Raw genomic sequence first — 17,733 nt, forward strand, 5'->3', positions numbered from 1 at the left:
TCTGGTGGGCTCGGGGATGTGTATAAGGGACAGGCCGACGGCGGTGAGCCCGGCGGGCGGCGGGGTGCCCACGCAGCGCGCGGCCCTGGCCGACCCGGCGGTGGAGTTGGAGCTGGCCCGGCGGATGGCCGACGAGGCCGACCGGCACGGGCAGCAGGCGGAGTTGCTGGCCCAGCGGCCGGCGCTGCTGCCGACGTGGTCGCCGCTCGCGCGGGCGGTCGCCGTCTACGCCGGGTGCGGCGCGGCGGCCGGGGTGCTCGTGCTGATGCTGGTGCTCGCCTCCGGGGTCGGTCTGGTGGACGGGTTCACCCTCGGCGCGTGGATCTGCGCGGGGTTGCCGGCGGTGGCGTTCTTCGGCGGTTACCTGGTGCTGGGCCGCTGGGGGCGGCCGGCCATGGTCGCCGGCACCCCGCCGCGGTATCTGCCGCTCGGGTTCCTGATCTGTTTCCTGGTGGTGCCGATGGCCTACTGCGCGTACCTGCTGCTGGTCCGCGGCCTGCGCTGATGACCGACCTGGCGTCCGGTCTGCGCTTCGCCGCGCAACCTGTCGTCAGCGTGTTCGTGCCGGGCGTCCCGACCCGGGTGCCGGACTTCGCCGGTGGTGGCGTCGTGCCGCTCGAGGTGCAGACGTATCCCCTTGAGCGGGACGATCCGTACGCCCGCGTCACCGAGTACGACCTGGTCTTCGACGAGTTGCCACCCCTCCTGCACAGCTACCTGGCCCACTGCCTGCGGGTCGCCTGCGCCGCCGGTGACACCGTGGTCTGGCTCGGCTTCGAAGGCTCGTTCCACTTCGACCACCTTCTCAGCGAGGCGATCGCGCCGCAGGTGTACGGGGTCTGCGCGCCCGGCGGCGAGCCTGTCGTGGCCCCGGATCTGCGAACCCTCCGAACACCGGAGTGGCGACTGGTCGTCACCGCCCACGGGAGCCTGCTGTAGGCCCTAGTCCAGGTGGTAGGTGATGCTGCCGGCGTCGCTGAACCTCTGCTCGGCGCCGCTGTTCGAAGGGCTGAAGACGCGGCAGGCGCAGCCGTCGGCGGGCTGCCCCGCCGACGCCTCGGCGTAGTACCAGACCTGACCCAGCTGGGCCTTGAACGTGCGACTGGTTCGCGGTGGCACCTCGATCGCCCGGTGCGGTTCACACTGGGCGTCGAAGAGCCACAGCACGTACGGCTCACTGGTCGTCGAGGCGGTGCCCCGCAGCGGTTCTCCCCACCGGCCCTCGGGGATGTCCCGTTGGAAGAAGACCAACGCGTCGTGGCCCTTGGTCTTGGCGATGCAGGCCCGGTAGAAGGCTGCCCGAGATTCCGGGGTCGGACTGGGCGCGGCTGTTGCCGACGACGATGACTGGAGGCTGCTGAGGATGCTCTGCCCGTCACCGGTCGCGACGGAGACGACGAGCAGGAGGGCGAGAAGCCCGATGAGACCGCCGGACAGCCCAATGGCGCGAGCCCGGCGACCACGACCAGCCGATGTCGTGTCTGTCTTCTGAACCGTCAAGCCACGTCACTCCCTCAGCCAGCTGCCACCGAGTCTAGGAGGCTTCGCGCTCCGGCGTGGTCCCCGTCGCCCGGCGTCGCGGCCTGCCGGATCGAGGGCTTGATGGAGGGCGTCGGTGGCGGGCTCCTGTGGGCAAACTCCGTCAGAGCCGCTCGTGTGGGGCGACTACTGCCCACGAGGTGACGCGGGAGCAAGCGGCCGGTCGCGTTGGGTGCGCGGATCTCGTACGCTCCCATGTGGTCTCTGCCGGTGCGGCGGTGGAGGCGATGGTCGATCACGGGGAGGTGCGCGTGAGCGCAGCACAGATCATCGCGAGGTTGGCGGCGGCGTCGCAGAAGCTGGACGAGGCGAAGGCCAAGACCGCAGCGGCAGCACAGGACGCCGCCGAGGCACGAGCACTCGTCGCCGGTGCGCTGGAAGGCGTCGCGGCTGGTCCGCTGATTGGCATGATCGACTCGTACCGCCAGGCGCTCGCGCAGGCGTCCCAGGGTGGCGACCCGGCCAAGCAGCACGTGCAGGAGACGATCGCCAAGGTTCGAGCGTTGGGAAACTGACCACGGGTGCGAATACTGCGGGCGGCGTGACTGCTGTGTTCGTGGTCGCCGCCAATCTCCTCGCCACAGCCTCCCGGAGGCAGTGATCAGGTGATGAAAAGTAGGTGTCGGACGTAGTTTCGACCTTCTTTTCATCACCTGATCATCGGGCGCCCTCTCGGCGGCGTGCAGCGGCGGCTCTGCCGTCGGGTCAGCGGGTGACGCGGACCGTGTTGTTGAAGTCCAGGAATTCGCAGTTCTCCTGCTCGCACAGTTCGAAGTGTCCGCTGGCGAGCGCCACGCCTCTGTTGAAGGCGAAGCCACCCGCATCCGCCAACACCCGCCCCGTCACGGCCTGGGGTTCACCGGAACAGCGGAGCGGGGCCCAGCCCGTTCCGTGTGCCACCCGGTCGCCCGACCGCTGCCGAAGGGTGAGGTTCGTGGCGCCGGACATGCCGGCCTGACAGACCACGGTGAGGGTCAGGTCGACGGCGACGCCTCGCGCGACGAGGGTCGCGGAGGTGACGTCGACGCTGCTCGCCGCGCTCGCTGGCGTCGGCGCCAGCATGACGGAGAGCGACAGCCCGAGTAGTGCGATGGTGGTGATGATGCGGCGCACGACGATCCTCCTTGGCGGAGTGGGGTGCTTACCTACCGTCACCCTAGCGTGCGCCGGCACTCACCGTCATCGATCGGCGGTGCGTTCGATGACGATGACCGGGATCTCGCGGTCGGTCTCCTTCGCGTAGCGGGCGTACGTCGGGAAGACCTTCGTCATCACCGGCCACAGCCGGACGCGCTCCTCGCCGGTGGCGGTCCGGGCCCGACCCGTGATCCGCTCCGCGCCGACCTGGATTTCCACCGCCGGGTCGGCGGTCAGGTTCAGGTACCAGGCGGGGTGTTTGGCCGCGCCGCCGTTGGACGCCACCAGCAGGTAGTTGTCCCCGTCGCGCCCGTACATGAGGGCCGTGCGGCGCAGTGTGCCCGATCGGCGTCCGCGGGTGGTGAGCAGCAGCGAGGGTACGCCGTGGAAGGTGCCCCCGTCCGCGCCGTCGGTTCGCACGTAACGCTCGATGTGGCTGGCGACCCAGCCGACCGGGCTGTCCTCGACCGTCTCGTGCTGCTCGTGTGTGGTCACGCCATCGCCTTCATCATCGAGTCGAACGGACGCATCGACCATACGTCGGGGTCAGAGCGCCCGAAACAGTCACCCGCGCGAGCGCGGCAGGCAGCACTTCTTGTACTTGGCGCCGGACCCGCACCAACAGGTGTCGTTGCGGCCGGGTGGCCAGGCGGTCACGCCGGCCTCGTCGAGGCTGTCGGCGTACTCGTCGAGGGTTTCCTCGCTGGTGGGGTCGTTGCCGGTGCGTTCGGCGAAGGCCGCCAGGTCGGCGACCGTGCCGACGACCACGCCCAGGTCGGTGCCGCCCATCTGGGAAGCGTCGACGAGGGCGCGTTCGGACTGCGTGCGGTGCTCGTCCCAGGTGGGCGGGTAGTTGTCGACCAGAGTGGGCCAGCGCGCCAACAGGGCGTCGAACTCGGCCTGCGGCCAGAAGAGCAGCGTCGCCGGGCCGTCGTCGACGGCGTCGAGCGCGTGGGTGCTCGCGGCGCGCAGCCGGTCGGCGAGGTTGTCGTACTCGTCGTGGGGGAGGCCCTGCTCTTCGCGCAGGTCGTGCCGCCGCTGAGCCAGGCCGTAGATCATGGCCGCGGCCTCGTCCTGGGCGTCCTCGGATTCGTGCTGCTGGGCGCGGGTCCGTTCCAGGATCGCGTCGAGCGCCCCGGTGAGCCACTCCAACGCCGTGTCGGCGCGGCCGGACTCGGCCAGCTCGTCGATCAGGTACGTGGCCGCGGGGTCGGTCTCCAGCAGCGGACGCAGGGCGGTCAGCTCGGCCGTGCCCTCGTCCGAGCGGCCGAGGCGCAGCAGCAGACCGCCGCGCACCGCCCGGGCGTACGCGTTGTCGTCCGGCTGCTCGGCGATGGCGCGGGTGGCCAGGGCGAGCGCGTCGGCAAGGTCGCCGGCCTGTTCCAGGATGTCCGCGGCGACCAGCAGGGCGTACCCGGTGTCGTCGGGATCCGCCACCCGCCCCTCGTCGACGGCGCCCACCAGTTCGGCGACGAACGCGGCCGGGTCAGGGCTCTTGAGGCCCAGGGCGCCGATCTCGTCGATGCGGTCGGCGGTCAGCAACTCGGGCATGGGCGCTTCCTGAGGAACGACGGATGGAAAGCGGTCAGCGTACTCCGGAATGCGCCGCGGCCCGGGCGGCGAACCGCCCGGGCCGCGGCGCAGTCCCTCAGCGGGTCGCCGGCATGGTGGCGAACTCGCCGGCTAGCTCCGACTCGACGATCGTCGCGGCGGACGGCCGGCGACCGGCCGACGGCCGCCGGGCGGACGGGACGGCGAGGGCCGCGAGCGCGGCGGCCAGGGCGATCGCCGTGAGGACGAGAAACCCCAGCGTGAAGCCGGCCTCCCGGGGCAGACCGTTGGCCTGCGGGTGCGCGGTGATCACGCCGCTGACCACTGCCGCGCCGATCGCGCCGCCGATGGTGCGGATGTTGGCGTTCATGCCGGTCGCCACGCCGGTCTGGCTGGCGGGCACGCTGGCGACGATCAGGTTGGCCATCGACGCGAAGGCCAGGCCGATGCCGAGGCCGACCAGGCCACCGGCGATGGCGACCTCCCAGCGGGTGTCGTGCGCGGTGGCGAGCATCGCGGAGGCGGCCACGTTGAAGGTGGCACCGGTGGCGAGTTGCGCCTTGGCGCTGAAGACGGCCTGGAGTCGCCCGGCGATGACGCCGGCGACGAACATCGCGCTGACCATCGGGAGCATGAGCAGGCCAGCCTGGCTGATGCTCGCCCCGAAGCCGTAACCGGCGGCGGTCGGGGTCTGCAGGAACTGCGGGAGGAACGCGTACATGGAGAACATCGACGCGCCGTAGAGCAGGGCGACCAGGTTGGTGGTCCAGACACCGGGAAGGCGCATCATCCGCATGTCGATCAGCGGATTCTTCGACCGCAGTTCGGTGACCAGCCAGCCGACCATCAGCAGCACTGCCAGCGCCAGCAGACCGAGCACCCTGGTGGAGGTCCAGCCCCAGGCGGCGCCCTGGCTGATCGGCAGCAGCAACGCGACAAGCCAGCCGGAGAGCAGCAGTGTGGCGCGCCAGTCGATGCGACCGGGGGTACGGACCGGCGACTCGGGCACGAACAGGTGCGCGGCCACGGCGGTCAGTCCGACCACGACCATCGGGATCCAGAACAGCCAGCGGTAGTCCAGGGTGCTGACGATCGGGCCGGCCAGCACGATGCCCAAGCCACCGCCGACGGCGACGATGGCCGAGATGGCGGCCACCGCTGTGGAGACCCGGGCGGCCGGGAACTCATCGCGGATGATGCCGAACGACAGCGGGAAGACCGCTCCGCCGATGCCCTGCACGACCCGGGCGAGGATGAGGATGCCGATGTTCGGCGCGATGGCGGCCAGCAGGCAGCCGAGGGCGAGGGCGGCGAGCGAGACGACAAGCATCCGCTCCTTGCCGACCATGTCGCCGACGCGTCCGAGGATCGGCGTGAAGATCGACGCGCTGAGAAGGTAGGCGGTCAGGACCCAGGTCACGGTGTTCTGGGAGGTGTGCAGGTCCTGCTGGATGGTCGGCAGCACCGGGGTGATCAGCGACTGGAGCATCGCGAAGAACCCGGCGCCGGCCGCGAGCACGGTGAAGGTGAGCCGACGCGAGCCGCGTCGGGAGGTCACTGCCACGAGAGAAAACTCCCTGATTACGTACGGGAATGAAGGCTTGTCGCCCGTCGTCGGTGACGGGGTGGTCTGTCGGGGTCCGGGCGATCGGGGTGGCCAGGCAGCGATCGGGCGGGTCCCGAGGTAGAGTAACCGGAGGCAGGCCTCCGGGATTCCGGAGGGGTGCCTCCGCTAAGCTAGCGGAGGGCGTCCTCCGGATGCAAATAGAGTGAGGTGACGCACGTCATGACCAGCCCGGGGCAGGCGCCCGAGGTCTTCGCCCAGCGGCCCAAGCGGGCCGACGCGCGGCGTAACTACGACGCCCTGATCGCGGCTGCGCGCGAGGCGTTCGCCGAGAACGGGGCCGCCGCCTCCCTGGAGGACGTGGCCCGCCGGGCCGGCGTGGGCATCGGCACGCTCTACCGCAACTTCCCGACCCGCCGGCACCTGTTCGAGGCCGTCTACGTCGAGGAGGTTCGGGCGCTGTGCCACTCCGCCGAGGGTCTGGCCGAGCTGCCACCCTGGGACGCGCTCGTCGCCTGGCTGCACCGCTTCGTCGCGTACGTCGCCACCAAGCGGGCGCTCGCCGAGCAACTGCTGCACGACTCTGAGATCTTCACCAGCTGCCGGGCGGAGATCTTCTCCGCCGGTGAGCCGCTGATGCGTCGCGCGCAGGCCGCCGGTGTGGTCCGTGACGACATCGGCTTCGACGACGTGGTGCGGCTGATCAGTGGCCTCACGATGGCTCAGTTCCCGTCACCCGAGCAGCGTGACCGGGTCCTCGGCGTGGCCCTGGACGGCCTGCGCCCACCAGCCACGCCGCGCTGACGCCCCCGCCCGATCGCGCGGCGCTGACCGCGCGCCCTGCCGGTCAACGATCGACCAGCAGCAGCCACTCGTCGTCGAGGCGTTCCACTGTCGTGCTCTCCGGCCAGCGGTGGCCGGGATCGGCCACCGCCCGGGCCTGCTCGACCTGCGGCGGCCGGCTGAATTCTGTGTCGCGGAAGCTGACCATGCTGTGGAACCGGGCCCGGCCGAAGTTGGCGGCGTCGACGAAGCGGGCCCTGTCGAACAGCGCCTCCGCGCCGAACACCGTCCAGCGGAACAGCGCCATGTTCGTGAAGCGGACGGCATGGAAGCTTGCCGACCGGCCGAACTCGGTGTGCTCCATCGACAGGGCACCGTCGAAGACGGCCTCCCGGAACGAGGCGGCGTCCTCGAAGCGGGTCGCGTCGAAGCTGGTCGGCTGGCCAAAGGTCACCCGGCGAAACGAGGTCAGGCCGGTGAAGCCGGCTCGCCGGCAGGACAGACCGCCGGAGAAGGCGGCACCGTCGAAGGTGGCCCCGCCGTCGACGCGAACGCCGTCGAGGACGACCTCGCCGTCGGCCGCGAGCCCTTCGAAGGCCACGTCACCGAAGCTCGCCGCACCGAACAGGAGTCGGCCCCGCGCCGTCGCCCCCGCGAAGGTGGTCGTACCGGTGAACACCGCATCGGTGAAGGTCGCGTCGACGAGAGTGCAGCCGGCGGCGTCGAAGTCGACGAGCGCCGCGCCGGCCAGGTCGAGTCTCAGCTCCGGCCAGTGCGCCGCGTCGTCCGCGCGCAGGTGCCGGGTCAGCACGCGCTGCGCGCTGCGCCGGACCTCCGTCTCGCGCGGCTCGCCGTCGGTCGCCGGCATCCGCAGGTACGCGCAGAGCACCGCCGCGATGGTCGGGCGCTGCCCCGGGTTGTCCTGACCGAGGCGCTCCAGCGCGTGCAGGCCGCCGAGGCGTACCGCCGCGCTGTCGTTGCCGAGCAGCTCGACCGCCCGGGTGTACAGCTCGGTCAGTCGACGCTCCGCCGCGTCATGCTCGGCGGCCCCGGACTGCCGGTCCTGGTGGCGCTGCGCGGCCTCGGCCACCGCTTCGGCGTGCGCCTGCACCCGGTCCCGGTGCACATGGTCCCGTGCGGCGACGCTCTCCTGGTGCCGCTGCGCGCGTTCGGCGATCCACTGGCGGCGGGCGGCGAGCAGCAGCGCGAGCCCTCCGCCGGTGCCGGCGACGACGGTCAGGCCGGTGCGGATCGCGTCGATGCGCAGCGTGGCGCGGGTGTCCGGTTGGCTGGCCCGGTCGGCCTCGGTGAGCAGCAGGTCCAGCACCAGCCAGCCCAGGGCGATGGCGACCAGCAGGCCGACCAGGACCAGCCACCACGGCATCACCCGCAGCTCACGCTCGGTGGGTTCGTCGACAGCCACGGCCACAGCATGCCAGCGACCGTCGGTGTCCGATATGGAGCGGAGCGGAATGACCGTTTACGCCCCCGCCGGAACAGCGGGTTACCGGCGCGTAACAAGTCATTGACGTTTCTAAATTGTTGCGGGCATGATCGTCGCACGGTCGACCGGACACCCCCACCCACCTGCCCGGTTCGCCGGGTGCCTCCCCCGGAGGTGCAGCGATGCTGCTCCGAAAGACCGCCCTCGTCCTGGCCCTCGCCACCGCCGCGCTGCTCGCGTCCACCGCCACGGCGACCGCCGCCCCCGCTTCCACCACCGCCGCCCCCACGACGCCCTTCGCCGCCGCGGCGGCCAACCCCGTGATCGTGGTCGGCGGGCTCAGCGGCGTCGCCGTCGCGTACGAGCCGATCGCCGCCCGGCTGCGCGCCGACGGCTACCGCACCTTCATCTACCAACTACCCGGGCTGGGCTTCGGTGACATCCCCACCTCGGCGCGCGCGTTCGCCGGCTACGTCGACCAGGTACGCGCCAGCACCGGCGCGGCGAGCGTGGACGTCGTCGCCCACTCCGAAGGGGGCCTGGTCAGCAGGTACTACCTCAAGCGGCTCGGCGGCACCGCCACCGTCGGTCGCTACGTCAGCCTGGGCACACCCCAGTACGGCACGTACGTCGCCAACATCGTGGCGTTCCTGGGCCTGGGCAGCTGCGCCGGCGTCGTGGCCTGCCAACAGATGACCATCGGCTCGACGTTCCTCGCCGACCTCAACGCCGGCGACGACACCCCGGGCGCGGTGCGCTACACCACCATCCGCACCCTGCAGGACGAGTTGGTCCGCCCGACCGGAAACGCCGCCGTCAACGACGGTGCGACGAACGTGCTGATCCAGTCGTACTGCCCGCTGCGGGTGGTGGGGCACCTCGGCCTGGTGCTCGACGGCACGGCCTACACCATCGTGCGCGGCGCTCTGGTCGACGGCCCGGTGCGACCCAACTGCCTCGCGCTCTGACCCGCTCCGGTGCGGCGGCGGGGCCCTCTACACGCTCTACCGGGTGCTGCTCGAATGCAGTCCTGGGTGGACCAGCAGCGCACCGAGGCCAGCATCCGGACCCAGGCCGGGGACACCGAGGTGGAGTTGCAGGTGAGCGGGCGGACCGACTCCGCTCGCCTGCTGGCCCAGGCGACCGAGGCGCTACGCGCCGCCCAGGCGACCGAGGCGCTACGCGCCGCCCGGGAGTTGGGTTCGGAGCCCGGTCCGGACGCCGTCGACTGAGCCGACGGCGTCCGGATCGGCGCGTCAGCTCGCCTTGGCGAGCGCCTCGAACTCGTCGTCGGTGAGCCGCACGTCGGCCGCGCCCACGTTCTCCTCCAGGTGCGCCACCGAGGACGTGCCAGGGATCGGCAGCATCACCGGCGAGCGACGCAGCAGCCAGGCCAGCGCGAGCTGCGCGGGCGACGCGCCGTGCGCGGTGGAGATGGCGTCCAGCGGGCCGCCCGGGCGGGCCAGCTCACCGGTCGCGATCGGGAACCACGGGATGAACGCGAGGTCGTTGCGCTCGCAGAACTCCAGCACGTCCTCGGCGCTGCGGTTGGCGAGGTTGTACAGGTTCTGCACCGACGCGATCGTGGTGATCGCCCGGGACTCCTCGATCTGCGCGACGCTCACCTCGGACAGCCCGATGTGCTGGATCTTGCCTTCCTCCCGCAGCAGCGCCAGCTCACCGAGCTGGTCGGCGAGCGGCACCTTCGGGTCGATCCGGTGCAGCTGGTACAGCGGGATGCTGTCCAGACCGAGGTGACGCAGGCTCAGCTCGCACTGCTGGCGCAGGTACTCCGGGCGGCCCAGCGCACGCCAGTCGCCGGGGCCGGAGCGGCTCAGCCCGGCCTTGGTCGCGATCACCAGGTCATCGGCGTAGGGGTGCAGCGCCTCCCGGATCAGCAACTCCGAGACGAACGGCCCGTACGAGTCGGCGGTGTCGATGAACGTCACGCCCAGCTCGACCGCACGGCGCAGCACGCGAACCGCCTCGGCCGGGTCCTTCGGGTCACCCCAGACACCCGGGCCGGTGATCTGCATGGCCCCGTAGCCGAGCCGGTTGACGGTGACGTCGCCACCGATCCGGTACGTGCCGGACGCCTTCGAGGGCTGCTCACTGATATTTGTCGCCATTGCCCGATCCCCAATCGTCTCGTCGTGGCGGGCGTGGACAGCGCGGGCGTGAAGAGCCCACCCACCACCGAAGGATCATCCCCCGGAACCCCGCCGCCATGCCGCCGGTCGGCCGAGTGTGGGCCCGGACACGTCGTCAGCGCGCCGAGTCGAGTTGCCGGGAAGCGCCCGGTACGACCGGGGTGTCCGTGCGACGCTGGCCGGAGCCGGTGCGTTCCGGCGCGACGGCGGAGGGAGCACCCATGGGAGTGCCGCAGGTCAACTTCGCGCTCGACACGTACGAGTGCATCGTGATCTATCCCGGCGCGGCCGGGCGGGCCCTGCCCGGCGAGACCGTGCAGCGGTTGCAGGCCGAGCACTCCGAACACATGCAGGCGTTGCAGCGACGCGGCATCGTCCTGGTCGCCGGCTCAGTGGACGGGCCGGCGCGTGAGCCGGATCCGCCGATCGGCTTCGGGCTGGCCCGTACCGGCAGCGTCGACGATGTCCGCAGCGTGCTGGAGGCCGACCCGGCGGTGCAGGCCGGGCTCTACCGGGTGGAGGTGCTGACCTTCCTCTGCCCGGCCGGTTCCCTGGAGTTCCCGCTGGTCAAGGCGGGCAGTTGAGCCGCCGGTCCATCGGTGGCTGTCGTGATGATGACGGCGCTCGCCCGCCTCCCGGTGCTACGGTCGCGCCCAGCGCGGGCCGCCGCCGGGGCGTACCCGGTGTCGTGGGTCGGCCCCGGTCGAGGAGTCGCCATGATCTCCGCCGCCACCCCCGATGTCGCGTCGGCCGCCGCCCGACTGCGTGCCCTGCTCGGTGACCGGCTGCACGAGCCGGGCGATCCCGGTTACGCCGTCACCACCCGGCTCTGGAACGGCGCGGTGGCGCGCACGCCCGCGCTGGTCGCCAGGTGCCAGGACTCCGACGAGGTGGCCGAGGCGGTCCGCATCGCCACCCGGTGCCACCTGCCCCTCTCGGTCCGCTCCGGAGGGCACGACTGGGCCGGCCGGGCGCTGCGCGACGGCGCTCTGGCGCTCGATCTGACCGGGCTGCGTTCCGTCAGGGTCGACCCGGACGCGGCCACCGTGACCATCGGCGGCGGCGCCACGGCGGCCGAACTGCTCGCCGCCGCCCGCCCGTACGACCTGGTGGTCCCCACCGGCGTGGTCGGTGCCGTGGGGATGGCCGGGCTCACCCTCGCCGGCGGGTACGGGCCGCTGTGCGGCCGGTTCGGTCTGGCCCTGGACAGCCTGCTCGGCGCGGAGGTGGTTCTCGCCAACGGCCGCCGGGTCACCGCTGACCCCCGGCACGACGCCGAGCTGTACTGGGCGTTGCGCGGCGGCGGCGGCAACCTCGGCATCGTCACCGAGCTGCGCTTCCGCGCGCACCGGCTGCCCGGTGTGCTGGCCGGTATGATCATGTTCGCGCTCTCCGAGGCGCCGGCTGTGCTGCGTGGCTACGGCGCCCTGGTCGCCGAGGCTCCGGACGAACTGACCGTGACGGCCGGCTTCCTGCCCGGCCCGGCCGGCGAGCCGATGGTCTTCGTCTGCCCGTTCTACAGCGGCCCCGACCTGGAAGCCGGGGCGCCGTGGATGGACCGGCTGCGCGCGTTGGGCACCCCGCTTGTCGACCAGATCGGCCCGATGCCGTACGCGGACGCGCTGCGGATGTTCGACGGCGGGATGGTCGACGGCAACCACTACCTGCTGCGGACCCGGTGGTTGCCCGCGCTCACCGACGGCGCGGCGGACACCCTCGTCGACGCGGCCCGGCAGGTCACCTCGCCGTTCTCCGCGCTGGCCGTGCACCACTTCCACGGCGCGGCCACCCGGGTCCGACCCACCGACACGGCGTTCGGGCTGCGCACCGATCACCTGATGGCCGAGATCATCGCGGTGTGGGCTCCCGGCGACCAGGCCGGTCCGCACCGCGAGTGGGCCGAGCGGACCTCTGCGGCGCTCGCCCCGCACGCCCTGCCCGGTGGTTACCCCAACCTGCTCGCCCCCGAGGAGACCGACCGGGTCCGGCTCGCCTACGGCGCGAACTGGGCGCGGCTGCGCCGGGCCAAGCGCCGCTACGACCCCCGCGACCTGCTGCACGCGGTGCCCACCCTGCCACCCGCGGAGCACCCGGAGTGAGCCGCCGCCTGCCGCCCTCGGGGCACCCGGAGTGAGCCGCCGCCGGGAGCACCCCGACAGCGCACGCCGGCAGAGGCGTACGATTCCCGGCGCGCGGTCGCTGATGCCCGTCGCCACAACGTTCCCGGTGCGGTTCCGCCCGCCGGCCCGACGCGCACCGCGCGTCGTTGGACACCTGTTCCGCTGCCTGCAAGGGGTCGGCCCTGAGTCCGACCTGAAGGAGAGACTAGCCTGATGGGCGTGACACGCCGCGCGAAGATCGTCTGCACTCTTGGTCCCGCCACCTCGTCCCCGGAGCGCATCCGGGGTCTCGTCGAGGCCGGCATGAACGTGGCGAGGCTCAACTTCAGCCACGGCAGTCACGCCGACCACGAGGCGGTCTATCGACTGGTCCGGGAGGCGTCGGAGGCAACAGGCAAGCCGGTCGCCGTCCTCGCCGACCTGCAAGGCCCCAAGATCCGGCTCGGTCGGTTCGCCGACGGCCCCCACGAGTGGCGCACCGGTGACTCCGTCGTGATCACCGGCGACGACGTCATCGGCACCAAGGAGCGGGTCTCCTGCACCTACCGCAAGCTGCCGCAGGAGGTGAAGCCCGGTGACCGACTGCTGATCGACGACGGTCGGGTCGCCGTCGAGGTCACCGACGTCACCGGCAACGACATCCGCTGCCTCGTCACCGAGGGCGGCCCGGTCTCCAACAACAAGGGCGTGTCGCTGCCCAACGTGGCGGTCAGCGTGCCCGCCATGTCGGACAAGGACGCCGAGGACCTGCGCTTCTCCCTGGGTCTCGGCGTCGACCTGGTGGCGCTCTCCTTCGTCCGCTCGGCCGAGGACATCAAGCTCGTGCACGGAATCATGGCCGAGGAGGGCGTGTTCCGGCCGGTGCTCGCCAAGGTCGAGAAGCCGGAGGCGGTGGAGCACCTGGAGGCCATCGTGCTGGCCTTCGACGGCGTCATGGTCGCCCGCGGTGACCTCGGTGTCGAGATGCCGCTGGACGAGGTCCCGCTGGTGCAGAAGCGCGCCGTGCAGCTGTGCCGGGAGAACGCCAAGCCCGTCATCGTGGCCACCCAGATGCTCGACTCCATGATCGAGAACTCCCGCCCCACCCGGGCGGAGGCCTCCGACGTCGCCAACGCGGTGCTCGACGGCGCGGACGCGGTGATGCTCTCCGGCGAGACCAGCGTCGGCAAGTATCCGGTGCTCACCGTGAGCACCATGGCCAAGATCGTGACGACCACCGAGGCCGGCTCCATCGGGGTGCCGCGGTTGCAGCACGACCCGCGTACCCACGGTGGCGCCCTCACCGTCGCCGCCTCGTCGATCGCGCGGGCCATCAACGCCAAGGCGCTCGTCGCGTTCTCGCAGACCGGTGACACCGTGCGACGGCTGTCCCGCCTGCACTGCGACCTGCCGCTGCTGGCCTTCACGCCGGTCCCCGAGGTGCGCGACCAGCTCGCCCTCACCTGGGGCGTGGAGACCTTCCTGATGCCGTTCGTGCAGCACACCGACGACATGTTCCGCCAGGTCGACCAGGCGCTGCTCGGCCTCGACCGGGCCAACCCCGGTGACTACGTGGTGATCGTGGCGGGTAGCCCGCCCGGCACCCCCGGCTCGACCAACACGCTGCGCGTACACCAGCTCGGCTCGCTGGTCGACGCCGCGTCGGCGCGGGCCCTGCAGTGAGCGACGGTCGGGTCGCGGTCGGCCAGGCGGCGGTGGACCAGCTGCTGGAAGTGTTGGACCTCGACTCGACCGGGGAGATGACCTTCCGGGGGATGAGCCCCCCGGTCGGCCCACAACGGGTGTACGGCGGCCAGGTCGCCGGTCAGGCACTGGTCGCCGCCGGCCGCACCGTCGACCCGGAGCGGTTCGTGCACTCGCTGCACGGTTACTTCGTCCGCCCCGGCGACCCGGTCGAACCGATCGCGTACGAGGTGGAGAACATCCGCGACGGCCGGTCCTTCTCGGTCCGCCGCGCGGTCGCCCTCCAGCACGGCAAGCCGATCTTCTTCATGTCGGCGTCGTTCCAGCGGGCCGAGGAGGGGCTGGACCACCAGGCCCCGGCCCCGCTGGACGTGCCCCCGCCGCAGGAGGTGCCGACGATGACCGACCGGCTCTCCCGCTACCCGGAGCGGCTGGGCATCTGGGGTCAGATCCCGCGACCGATCGACGTGCGCTACGTGGGCGAGCCCGGCTGGGTCCGCCCCGGCGACCGGCCCGCCGACCCGCACCAGCGCGTCTGGATGCGCATCGACGGCAAACTGCCCGACGACCCCCTGCTGCACGCCTGCGCGCTCACCTACGCCTCGGACCTCACCCTGCTGGACTCGGTGCTCTCCGCGCACGGTGAGGTGTGGGGGCCGGGCGGGTTGGTCGGCGCGAGCCTGGACCACGCGCTGTGGTTCCACCGGCCGTTCCGGGCCGACGAGTGGTTCCTCTACGACTGTCTGAGCCCGTCGGCGTCCGGCGCGCGTGGGCTGGCCACCGGCCGGATGTTCACCACGGACGGCCGGCAGATCGCCAGCGCCGTCCAGGAGGGTCTGCTGCGCCGCGTCGGTGCCTGACGCTCTGGCTCATCTCCGCTGATCAGTCGTCGCTCGCCCCGCCAGCCAGGTGTCGTTCGTCCACGGCAGGCAGGTGTCGTTCGTCCACGGCAGGCAGGTGTCGCTCGTCCCCGCCAGGCAGCTGGCGGGGATGACGTGCTTCAGGCCTGGTAGATGGCTTCGCCAGCGATCTCGATCTGCACCGTCTTGCCGACCAGCACCCCGCCGCTCTCCAGGACGACATTCCAGAGCAGGCCGTAGTCCTCACGGTTCATCTCGGCCGTCGCGCTGAATCCGAAGATGTTCTGCCCGTACGGATCCTGACGAGCACCACCAAAATTCACCTCCAGGTCGACGGCCCGGGTGATCCCCTTCACGGTCAACTCACCGGTGAGGACGAATCGTCCGGGAATACCGTCGGACTGCGGCGGAACAATGTGACTTCGGCCTCGTCCGCCCAACCGATGGTTGCGCAGGCGCGCCCACTGGAATATGGGGTCCTCGTTGCCCTGCCATTTGATACCGGTGCTTCGATATTCGAGGGTGGGAAAACGCTCCACATCGAGAAAGTCGGCACTCTTCAGATGCGTGTCCCGGTCGACACTCCCGGTGGTGATGCTGGCCGACATGATGGTGGCCGTCACCGAGGAGAGCAGCGGGTCCTCCGCCACGAAGATCTCCGCCGTGGCCTCGGCGAACTCGCCTCGCACCGGGCTCACCATCATGTGCCGGGACAGGAAACCGATCCGCTTGTGCGCCTGATCCAGAAGATAGGTGCCGGCCACCGGGATGGTCATGCCGTCCCAGGTGCGTGTCGCGATATCGGTCATCGTGTTGCCTTCCCCCCGAGCGCACCCGGGTGTTTATCAATATGTTGCTGGCGGCCCCGTAAACGGCCAGACATTCGCACTCACGTCCAGCATAGGGACGCTCCGGAACGGCATTTCGGCCGCCACCGTGCGGTGGATCATGACGTACTTCACCGGTCCCTACCGGCGGCCGTTCATCGGTCCGGCCCGGCGGCCCGGACGGGTGCCGGCGGGGCTGCTTGCCATCGACGCGTGGCCGATCGGCCGAGGGTCGCCCGCCCGCCCGGTTGACCAGCGACTAACCTTGCCGACATGCGTCTCTCCGCCCGGGTCGACTATGCCCTCCGCGCGGCCACCGAGCTTGCCGCGACGGCCAGCGGCCCCGGGCGCGGCCGGCCGGTGACGGCCGACCAGATCGCCCGCGCCCAGGAGATCCCGCCGAAGTTCCTGGAGAGCATCCTTCTCCAGCTGCGCCGTGGCGGCATCGTGCACGCCCAGCGTGGTCCGGAGGGCGGCTACTGGCTGGCCCGCCCCGCCGAGGAGATCTCCCTCGCCGAGGTCATCCGGGTGATCGACGGGCCCCTCGCCCACGTACGCGGGCAACGCCCCGAGCAGCTCGGGTACCACGGCCCGGCGCACGCCCTCCAGGAGGTCTGGATCGCGCTACGGGCAAGCGAGCGGGAGATCCTGGAACTGGTCAGCGTCGCCGACGTGGCCGCCGGCACCCTGCCCGCGCGGGTCACCGAGCTGGCCGCCGACCCGCGCGCCTGGATCTGAGCGCCGGCTCGCCTCCCGGCCCCACATCACCTGGTCGCTGACCCGGCCGTGTCCCATCCACCGATCGGGGGCTTGACCCTGGCTGCCCCATCCCGCATTGTCGACCAAGTCGATAGGAGATGCCGAAAAGTCTGGGGGCGCTCGTGCGCAAGCTGTTGGTCCTCGCTCTGGTCGGGCTCGTCGCGCAACTGATCGATGGTTCGCTCGGCATGGCATACGGCTTGACCTCGTCCACTCTGCTGCTGGTCGCCGGAGTCGCCCCGGCCGCCGCCTCGGCCTCGGTGCACCTGGCCGAGATCGGCACCACGCTCGCCGCCGGGGTCGCGCACTGGCGGTTCGGCAACGTCGACTGGCGGGTGGTGACCCGCATCGCCCTACCCGGCGCTGTCGGCGCCTTCGCCGGCGCCACCCTGCTCAGCTCGATCTCCACCGAGGCCGCCGGACCGTGGATGGCCGGCATCCTCTTCACGCTCGGCGCGTACCTCCTGATCCGCTTCGCCCGACCACTGCGCACCGACCGGGTCGGCGGACGGCTCCGCAGTCGTTTCCTCGGCCCCCTGGGCCTGGTCGCCGGCTTCGTCGACGCGACCGGCGGCGGCGGATGGGGCCCGGTGGCCACCCCCGCGCTGCTGGTCTCCGGCCGCATGGAACCGCGCAAGGTGATCGGCTCCGTGGACACCTCCGAGTTCGTCGTGGCCGGCGCGGCCAGCATCGGCTTCCTGATCGGGCTGGGCTCGGAGGGATTCCTGCTCCCCACCGTCGCCGCGCTGCTCATCGGTGGGCTCATCGCCGCCCCACTGGCCGCCTGGCTGGTGCGAATCGTGCCCGCCCAACTGCTCGGCGCGGCAGTCGGCGGCGTGATCGTGCTGACCAACGCCCGCACCCTGATCCGCTCCGCCGAACTGGACGGTCCGGCCCGCCCCGCCCTGTACGCCCTGCTCGCCGCCGGCTGGCTGGCCGCCCTGGTGTTGGCCGTACGCGCCCTACGCCGTACCCGCCGCGCCCGCGCCGAGGCCGCCGAAGCCGCCGCCGCTGCTCCCGCCGCCGCTGCCGGCGTGTCCGCCGAGGCCTCCGACGCTGCAACCGTCGACGAGTTCCCGGCCGATCTGGCCGCAACGGGTACGCCCAACCCACGCTGAACCCCGTTGCGCCCACCCACCCGCCGATGCCCGGTCAAACGCCGTCATCGCCGAGGTTGAGTCACCAAGATCGCGCAACATCCTGGATGTAGTGGCTTCCCGGCGTTCCGTGGCCACTACATCCTGGATCGAGCGTGACCTTGGCGACGGTGGGGCGCCCTGCACCCTGCCCCCGGTCGGTCGGTCACGGTGTTCGTC

The 17,733-nt window shown here is 71.6% G+C and carries 20 protein-coding genes; 12 read left to right on the forward strand and 8 right to left on the reverse strand.

Annotated features, from left to right (window positions below; translation table 11 throughout):
- Nucleotides 1-4: 4 nt before the first annotated feature.
- Together DLJ58_RS26185 and DLJ58_RS26190 are read left to right on the forward strand one after the other, a co-directional pair.
- The gene (locus tag DLJ58_RS26185; RefSeq protein ID WP_244219131.1) at nt 5-505 is read left to right on the forward strand and encodes a hypothetical protein; all 501 of its coding nucleotides are present in this window, start codon (nt 5-7) and stop codon (nt 503-505) included.
- On the forward strand, nt 505-939 hold the full coding sequence (locus DLJ58_RS26190) for a hypothetical protein (protein WP_124860210.1): 435 nt from the start codon (nt 505-507) through the stop codon (nt 937-939). Before DLJ58_RS26185 ends, DLJ58_RS26190 begins: the two co-directional genes overlap by 1 nt.
- A 3-nt stretch (nt 940-942) precedes the next feature.
- On the opposite strand, the gene DLJ58_RS26195 is transcribed toward DLJ58_RS26190, so the two are convergent.
- Nucleotides 943-1,500 carry a hypothetical protein gene (locus DLJ58_RS26195; RefSeq protein WP_124860212.1) on the reverse strand — a complete coding sequence of 186 codons (558 nt, stop codon included), beginning with the start codon at nt 1,498-1,500 and terminating at the stop codon, nt 943-945.
- 266 nt (nt 1,501-1,766) lie between these two features.
- On the opposite strand from DLJ58_RS26195, the gene DLJ58_RS26200 reads away from it, so the two are divergent.
- Nucleotides 1,767-2,054, forward strand: a complete 288-nt coding sequence (locus tag DLJ58_RS26200; protein WP_244219132.1) for a DUF6244 family protein — start codon at nt 1,767-1,769, stop codon at nt 2,052-2,054.
- A 190-nt stretch (nt 2,055-2,244) separates the two neighbouring features.
- On the opposite strand, the gene DLJ58_RS26205 is transcribed toward DLJ58_RS26200, so the two are convergent.
- The 4 genes from DLJ58_RS26205 to DLJ58_RS26220 all read right to left on the reverse strand — a co-directional run bounded on the left by DLJ58_RS26205 (nt 2,245) and on the right by DLJ58_RS26220 (nt 5,791).
- Entirely contained in the window at nt 2,245-2,652 is a 408-nt protein-coding gene (locus tag DLJ58_RS26205) for a hypothetical protein (protein WP_124860214.1), read from the reverse strand.
- A 66-nt stretch (nt 2,653-2,718) separates the two neighbouring features.
- The gene (locus tag DLJ58_RS26210; protein ID WP_244219130.1) at nt 2,719-3,171 is read right to left on the reverse strand and encodes a nitroreductase family deazaflavin-dependent oxidoreductase; all 453 of its coding nucleotides are present in this window, start codon (nt 3,169-3,171) and stop codon (nt 2,719-2,721) included.
- A gap of 69 nt (nt 3,172-3,240) precedes the next feature.
- Nucleotides 3,241-4,227: an SEC-C domain-containing protein gene (locus DLJ58_RS26215; protein WP_124860218.1), complete on the reverse strand. Its 987-nt coding sequence runs from the start codon at nt 4,225-4,227 to the stop codon at nt 3,241-3,243.
- Nucleotides 4,228-4,324: 97 nt separating this feature from the next.
- A complete protein-coding gene (locus DLJ58_RS26220; RefSeq protein ID WP_124860220.1) occupies nt 4,325-5,791 on the reverse strand; it encodes an MFS transporter in 1,467 nt (488 codons plus the stop codon).
- Between the two features lie 222 nt (nt 5,792-6,013).
- Between DLJ58_RS26220 and DLJ58_RS26225 the strand changes: the two genes are divergently transcribed.
- Nucleotides 6,014-6,595, forward strand: a complete 582-nt coding sequence (locus DLJ58_RS26225; RefSeq protein ID WP_124860222.1) for a TetR/AcrR family transcriptional regulator — start codon at nt 6,014-6,016, stop codon at nt 6,593-6,595.
- A gap of 43 nt (nt 6,596-6,638) precedes the next feature.
- Here the strand turns inward: DLJ58_RS26225 and DLJ58_RS26230 are convergent, their stop codons facing one another.
- A complete protein-coding gene (locus DLJ58_RS26230) occupies nt 6,639-7,997 on the reverse strand; it encodes a pentapeptide repeat-containing protein (protein WP_124860224.1) in 1,359 nt (452 codons plus the stop codon).
- A gap of 203 nt (nt 7,998-8,200) precedes the next feature.
- Here DLJ58_RS26230 and DLJ58_RS26235 point away from each other — a divergent pair, with 203 nt between their 5' ends.
- Nucleotides 8,201-8,986, forward strand: coding sequence for an esterase/lipase family protein (locus DLJ58_RS26235; protein WP_124860226.1), 786 nt, complete (start codon nt 8,201-8,203; stop codon nt 8,984-8,986).
- Between the two features lie 54 nt (nt 8,987-9,040).
- Complete coding sequence (locus tag DLJ58_RS26240) at nt 9,041-9,250, forward strand: hypothetical protein (protein WP_124860228.1); 210 nt, start codon at nt 9,041-9,043, stop codon at nt 9,248-9,250.
- A 24-nt stretch (nt 9,251-9,274) separates the two neighbouring features.
- On the opposite strand, the gene DLJ58_RS26245 is transcribed toward DLJ58_RS26240, so the two are convergent.
- The gene (locus DLJ58_RS26245; protein ID WP_124860229.1) at nt 9,275-10,147 is read right to left on the reverse strand and encodes an aldo/keto reductase; all 873 of its coding nucleotides are present in this window, start codon (nt 10,145-10,147) and stop codon (nt 9,275-9,277) included.
- 242 nt (nt 10,148-10,389) lie between these two features.
- On the opposite strand from DLJ58_RS26245, the gene DLJ58_RS26250 reads away from it, so the two are divergent.
- From DLJ58_RS26250 to DLJ58_RS26265, 4 genes are all read left to right on the forward strand, one after another.
- The gene (locus DLJ58_RS26250) at nt 10,390-10,752 is read left to right on the forward strand and encodes a YciI family protein (protein ID WP_124860231.1); all 363 of its coding nucleotides are present in this window, start codon (nt 10,390-10,392) and stop codon (nt 10,750-10,752) included.
- A gap of 132 nt (nt 10,753-10,884) precedes the next feature.
- The gene (locus DLJ58_RS26255; RefSeq protein ID WP_158629630.1) at nt 10,885-12,267 is read left to right on the forward strand and encodes an FAD-binding oxidoreductase; all 1,383 of its coding nucleotides are present in this window, start codon (nt 10,885-10,887) and stop codon (nt 12,265-12,267) included.
- A 234-nt stretch (nt 12,268-12,501) separates the two neighbouring features.
- Entirely contained in the window at nt 12,502-13,950 is a 1,449-nt protein-coding gene (gene pyk, locus DLJ58_RS26260; protein WP_112582693.1) for a pyruvate kinase, read from the forward strand.
- The gene (locus DLJ58_RS26265) at nt 13,947-14,831 is read left to right on the forward strand and encodes an acyl-CoA thioesterase (RefSeq protein WP_124860235.1); all 885 of its coding nucleotides are present in this window, start codon (nt 13,947-13,949) and stop codon (nt 14,829-14,831) included. Before pyk ends, DLJ58_RS26265 begins: the two co-directional genes overlap by 4 nt.
- A gap of 140 nt (nt 14,832-14,971) precedes the next feature.
- On the opposite strand, the gene DLJ58_RS26270 is transcribed toward DLJ58_RS26265, so the two are convergent.
- Complete coding sequence (locus DLJ58_RS26270) at nt 14,972-15,640, reverse strand: YceI family protein (protein ID WP_112582691.1); 669 nt, start codon at nt 15,638-15,640, stop codon at nt 14,972-14,974.
- Between the two features lie 291 nt (nt 15,641-15,931).
- Between DLJ58_RS26270 and DLJ58_RS26275 the strand changes: the two genes are divergently transcribed.
- A complete protein-coding gene (locus DLJ58_RS26275) occupies nt 15,932-16,396 on the forward strand; it encodes an RrF2 family transcriptional regulator (RefSeq protein WP_124860237.1) in 465 nt (154 codons plus the stop codon).
- 143 nt (nt 16,397-16,539) lie between these two features.
- Entirely contained in the window at nt 16,540-17,535 is a 996-nt protein-coding gene (locus DLJ58_RS26280; RefSeq protein WP_244219133.1) for a sulfite exporter TauE/SafE family protein, read from the forward strand.
- Nucleotides 17,536-17,733: the final 198 nt, after the last annotated feature.

Origin of the sequence: Micromonospora arida (assembly GCF_003857035.1) — a bacterium.
Taxonomy (GTDB): domain Bacteria; phylum Actinomycetota; class Actinomycetes; order Mycobacteriales; family Micromonosporaceae; genus Micromonospora; species Micromonospora arida.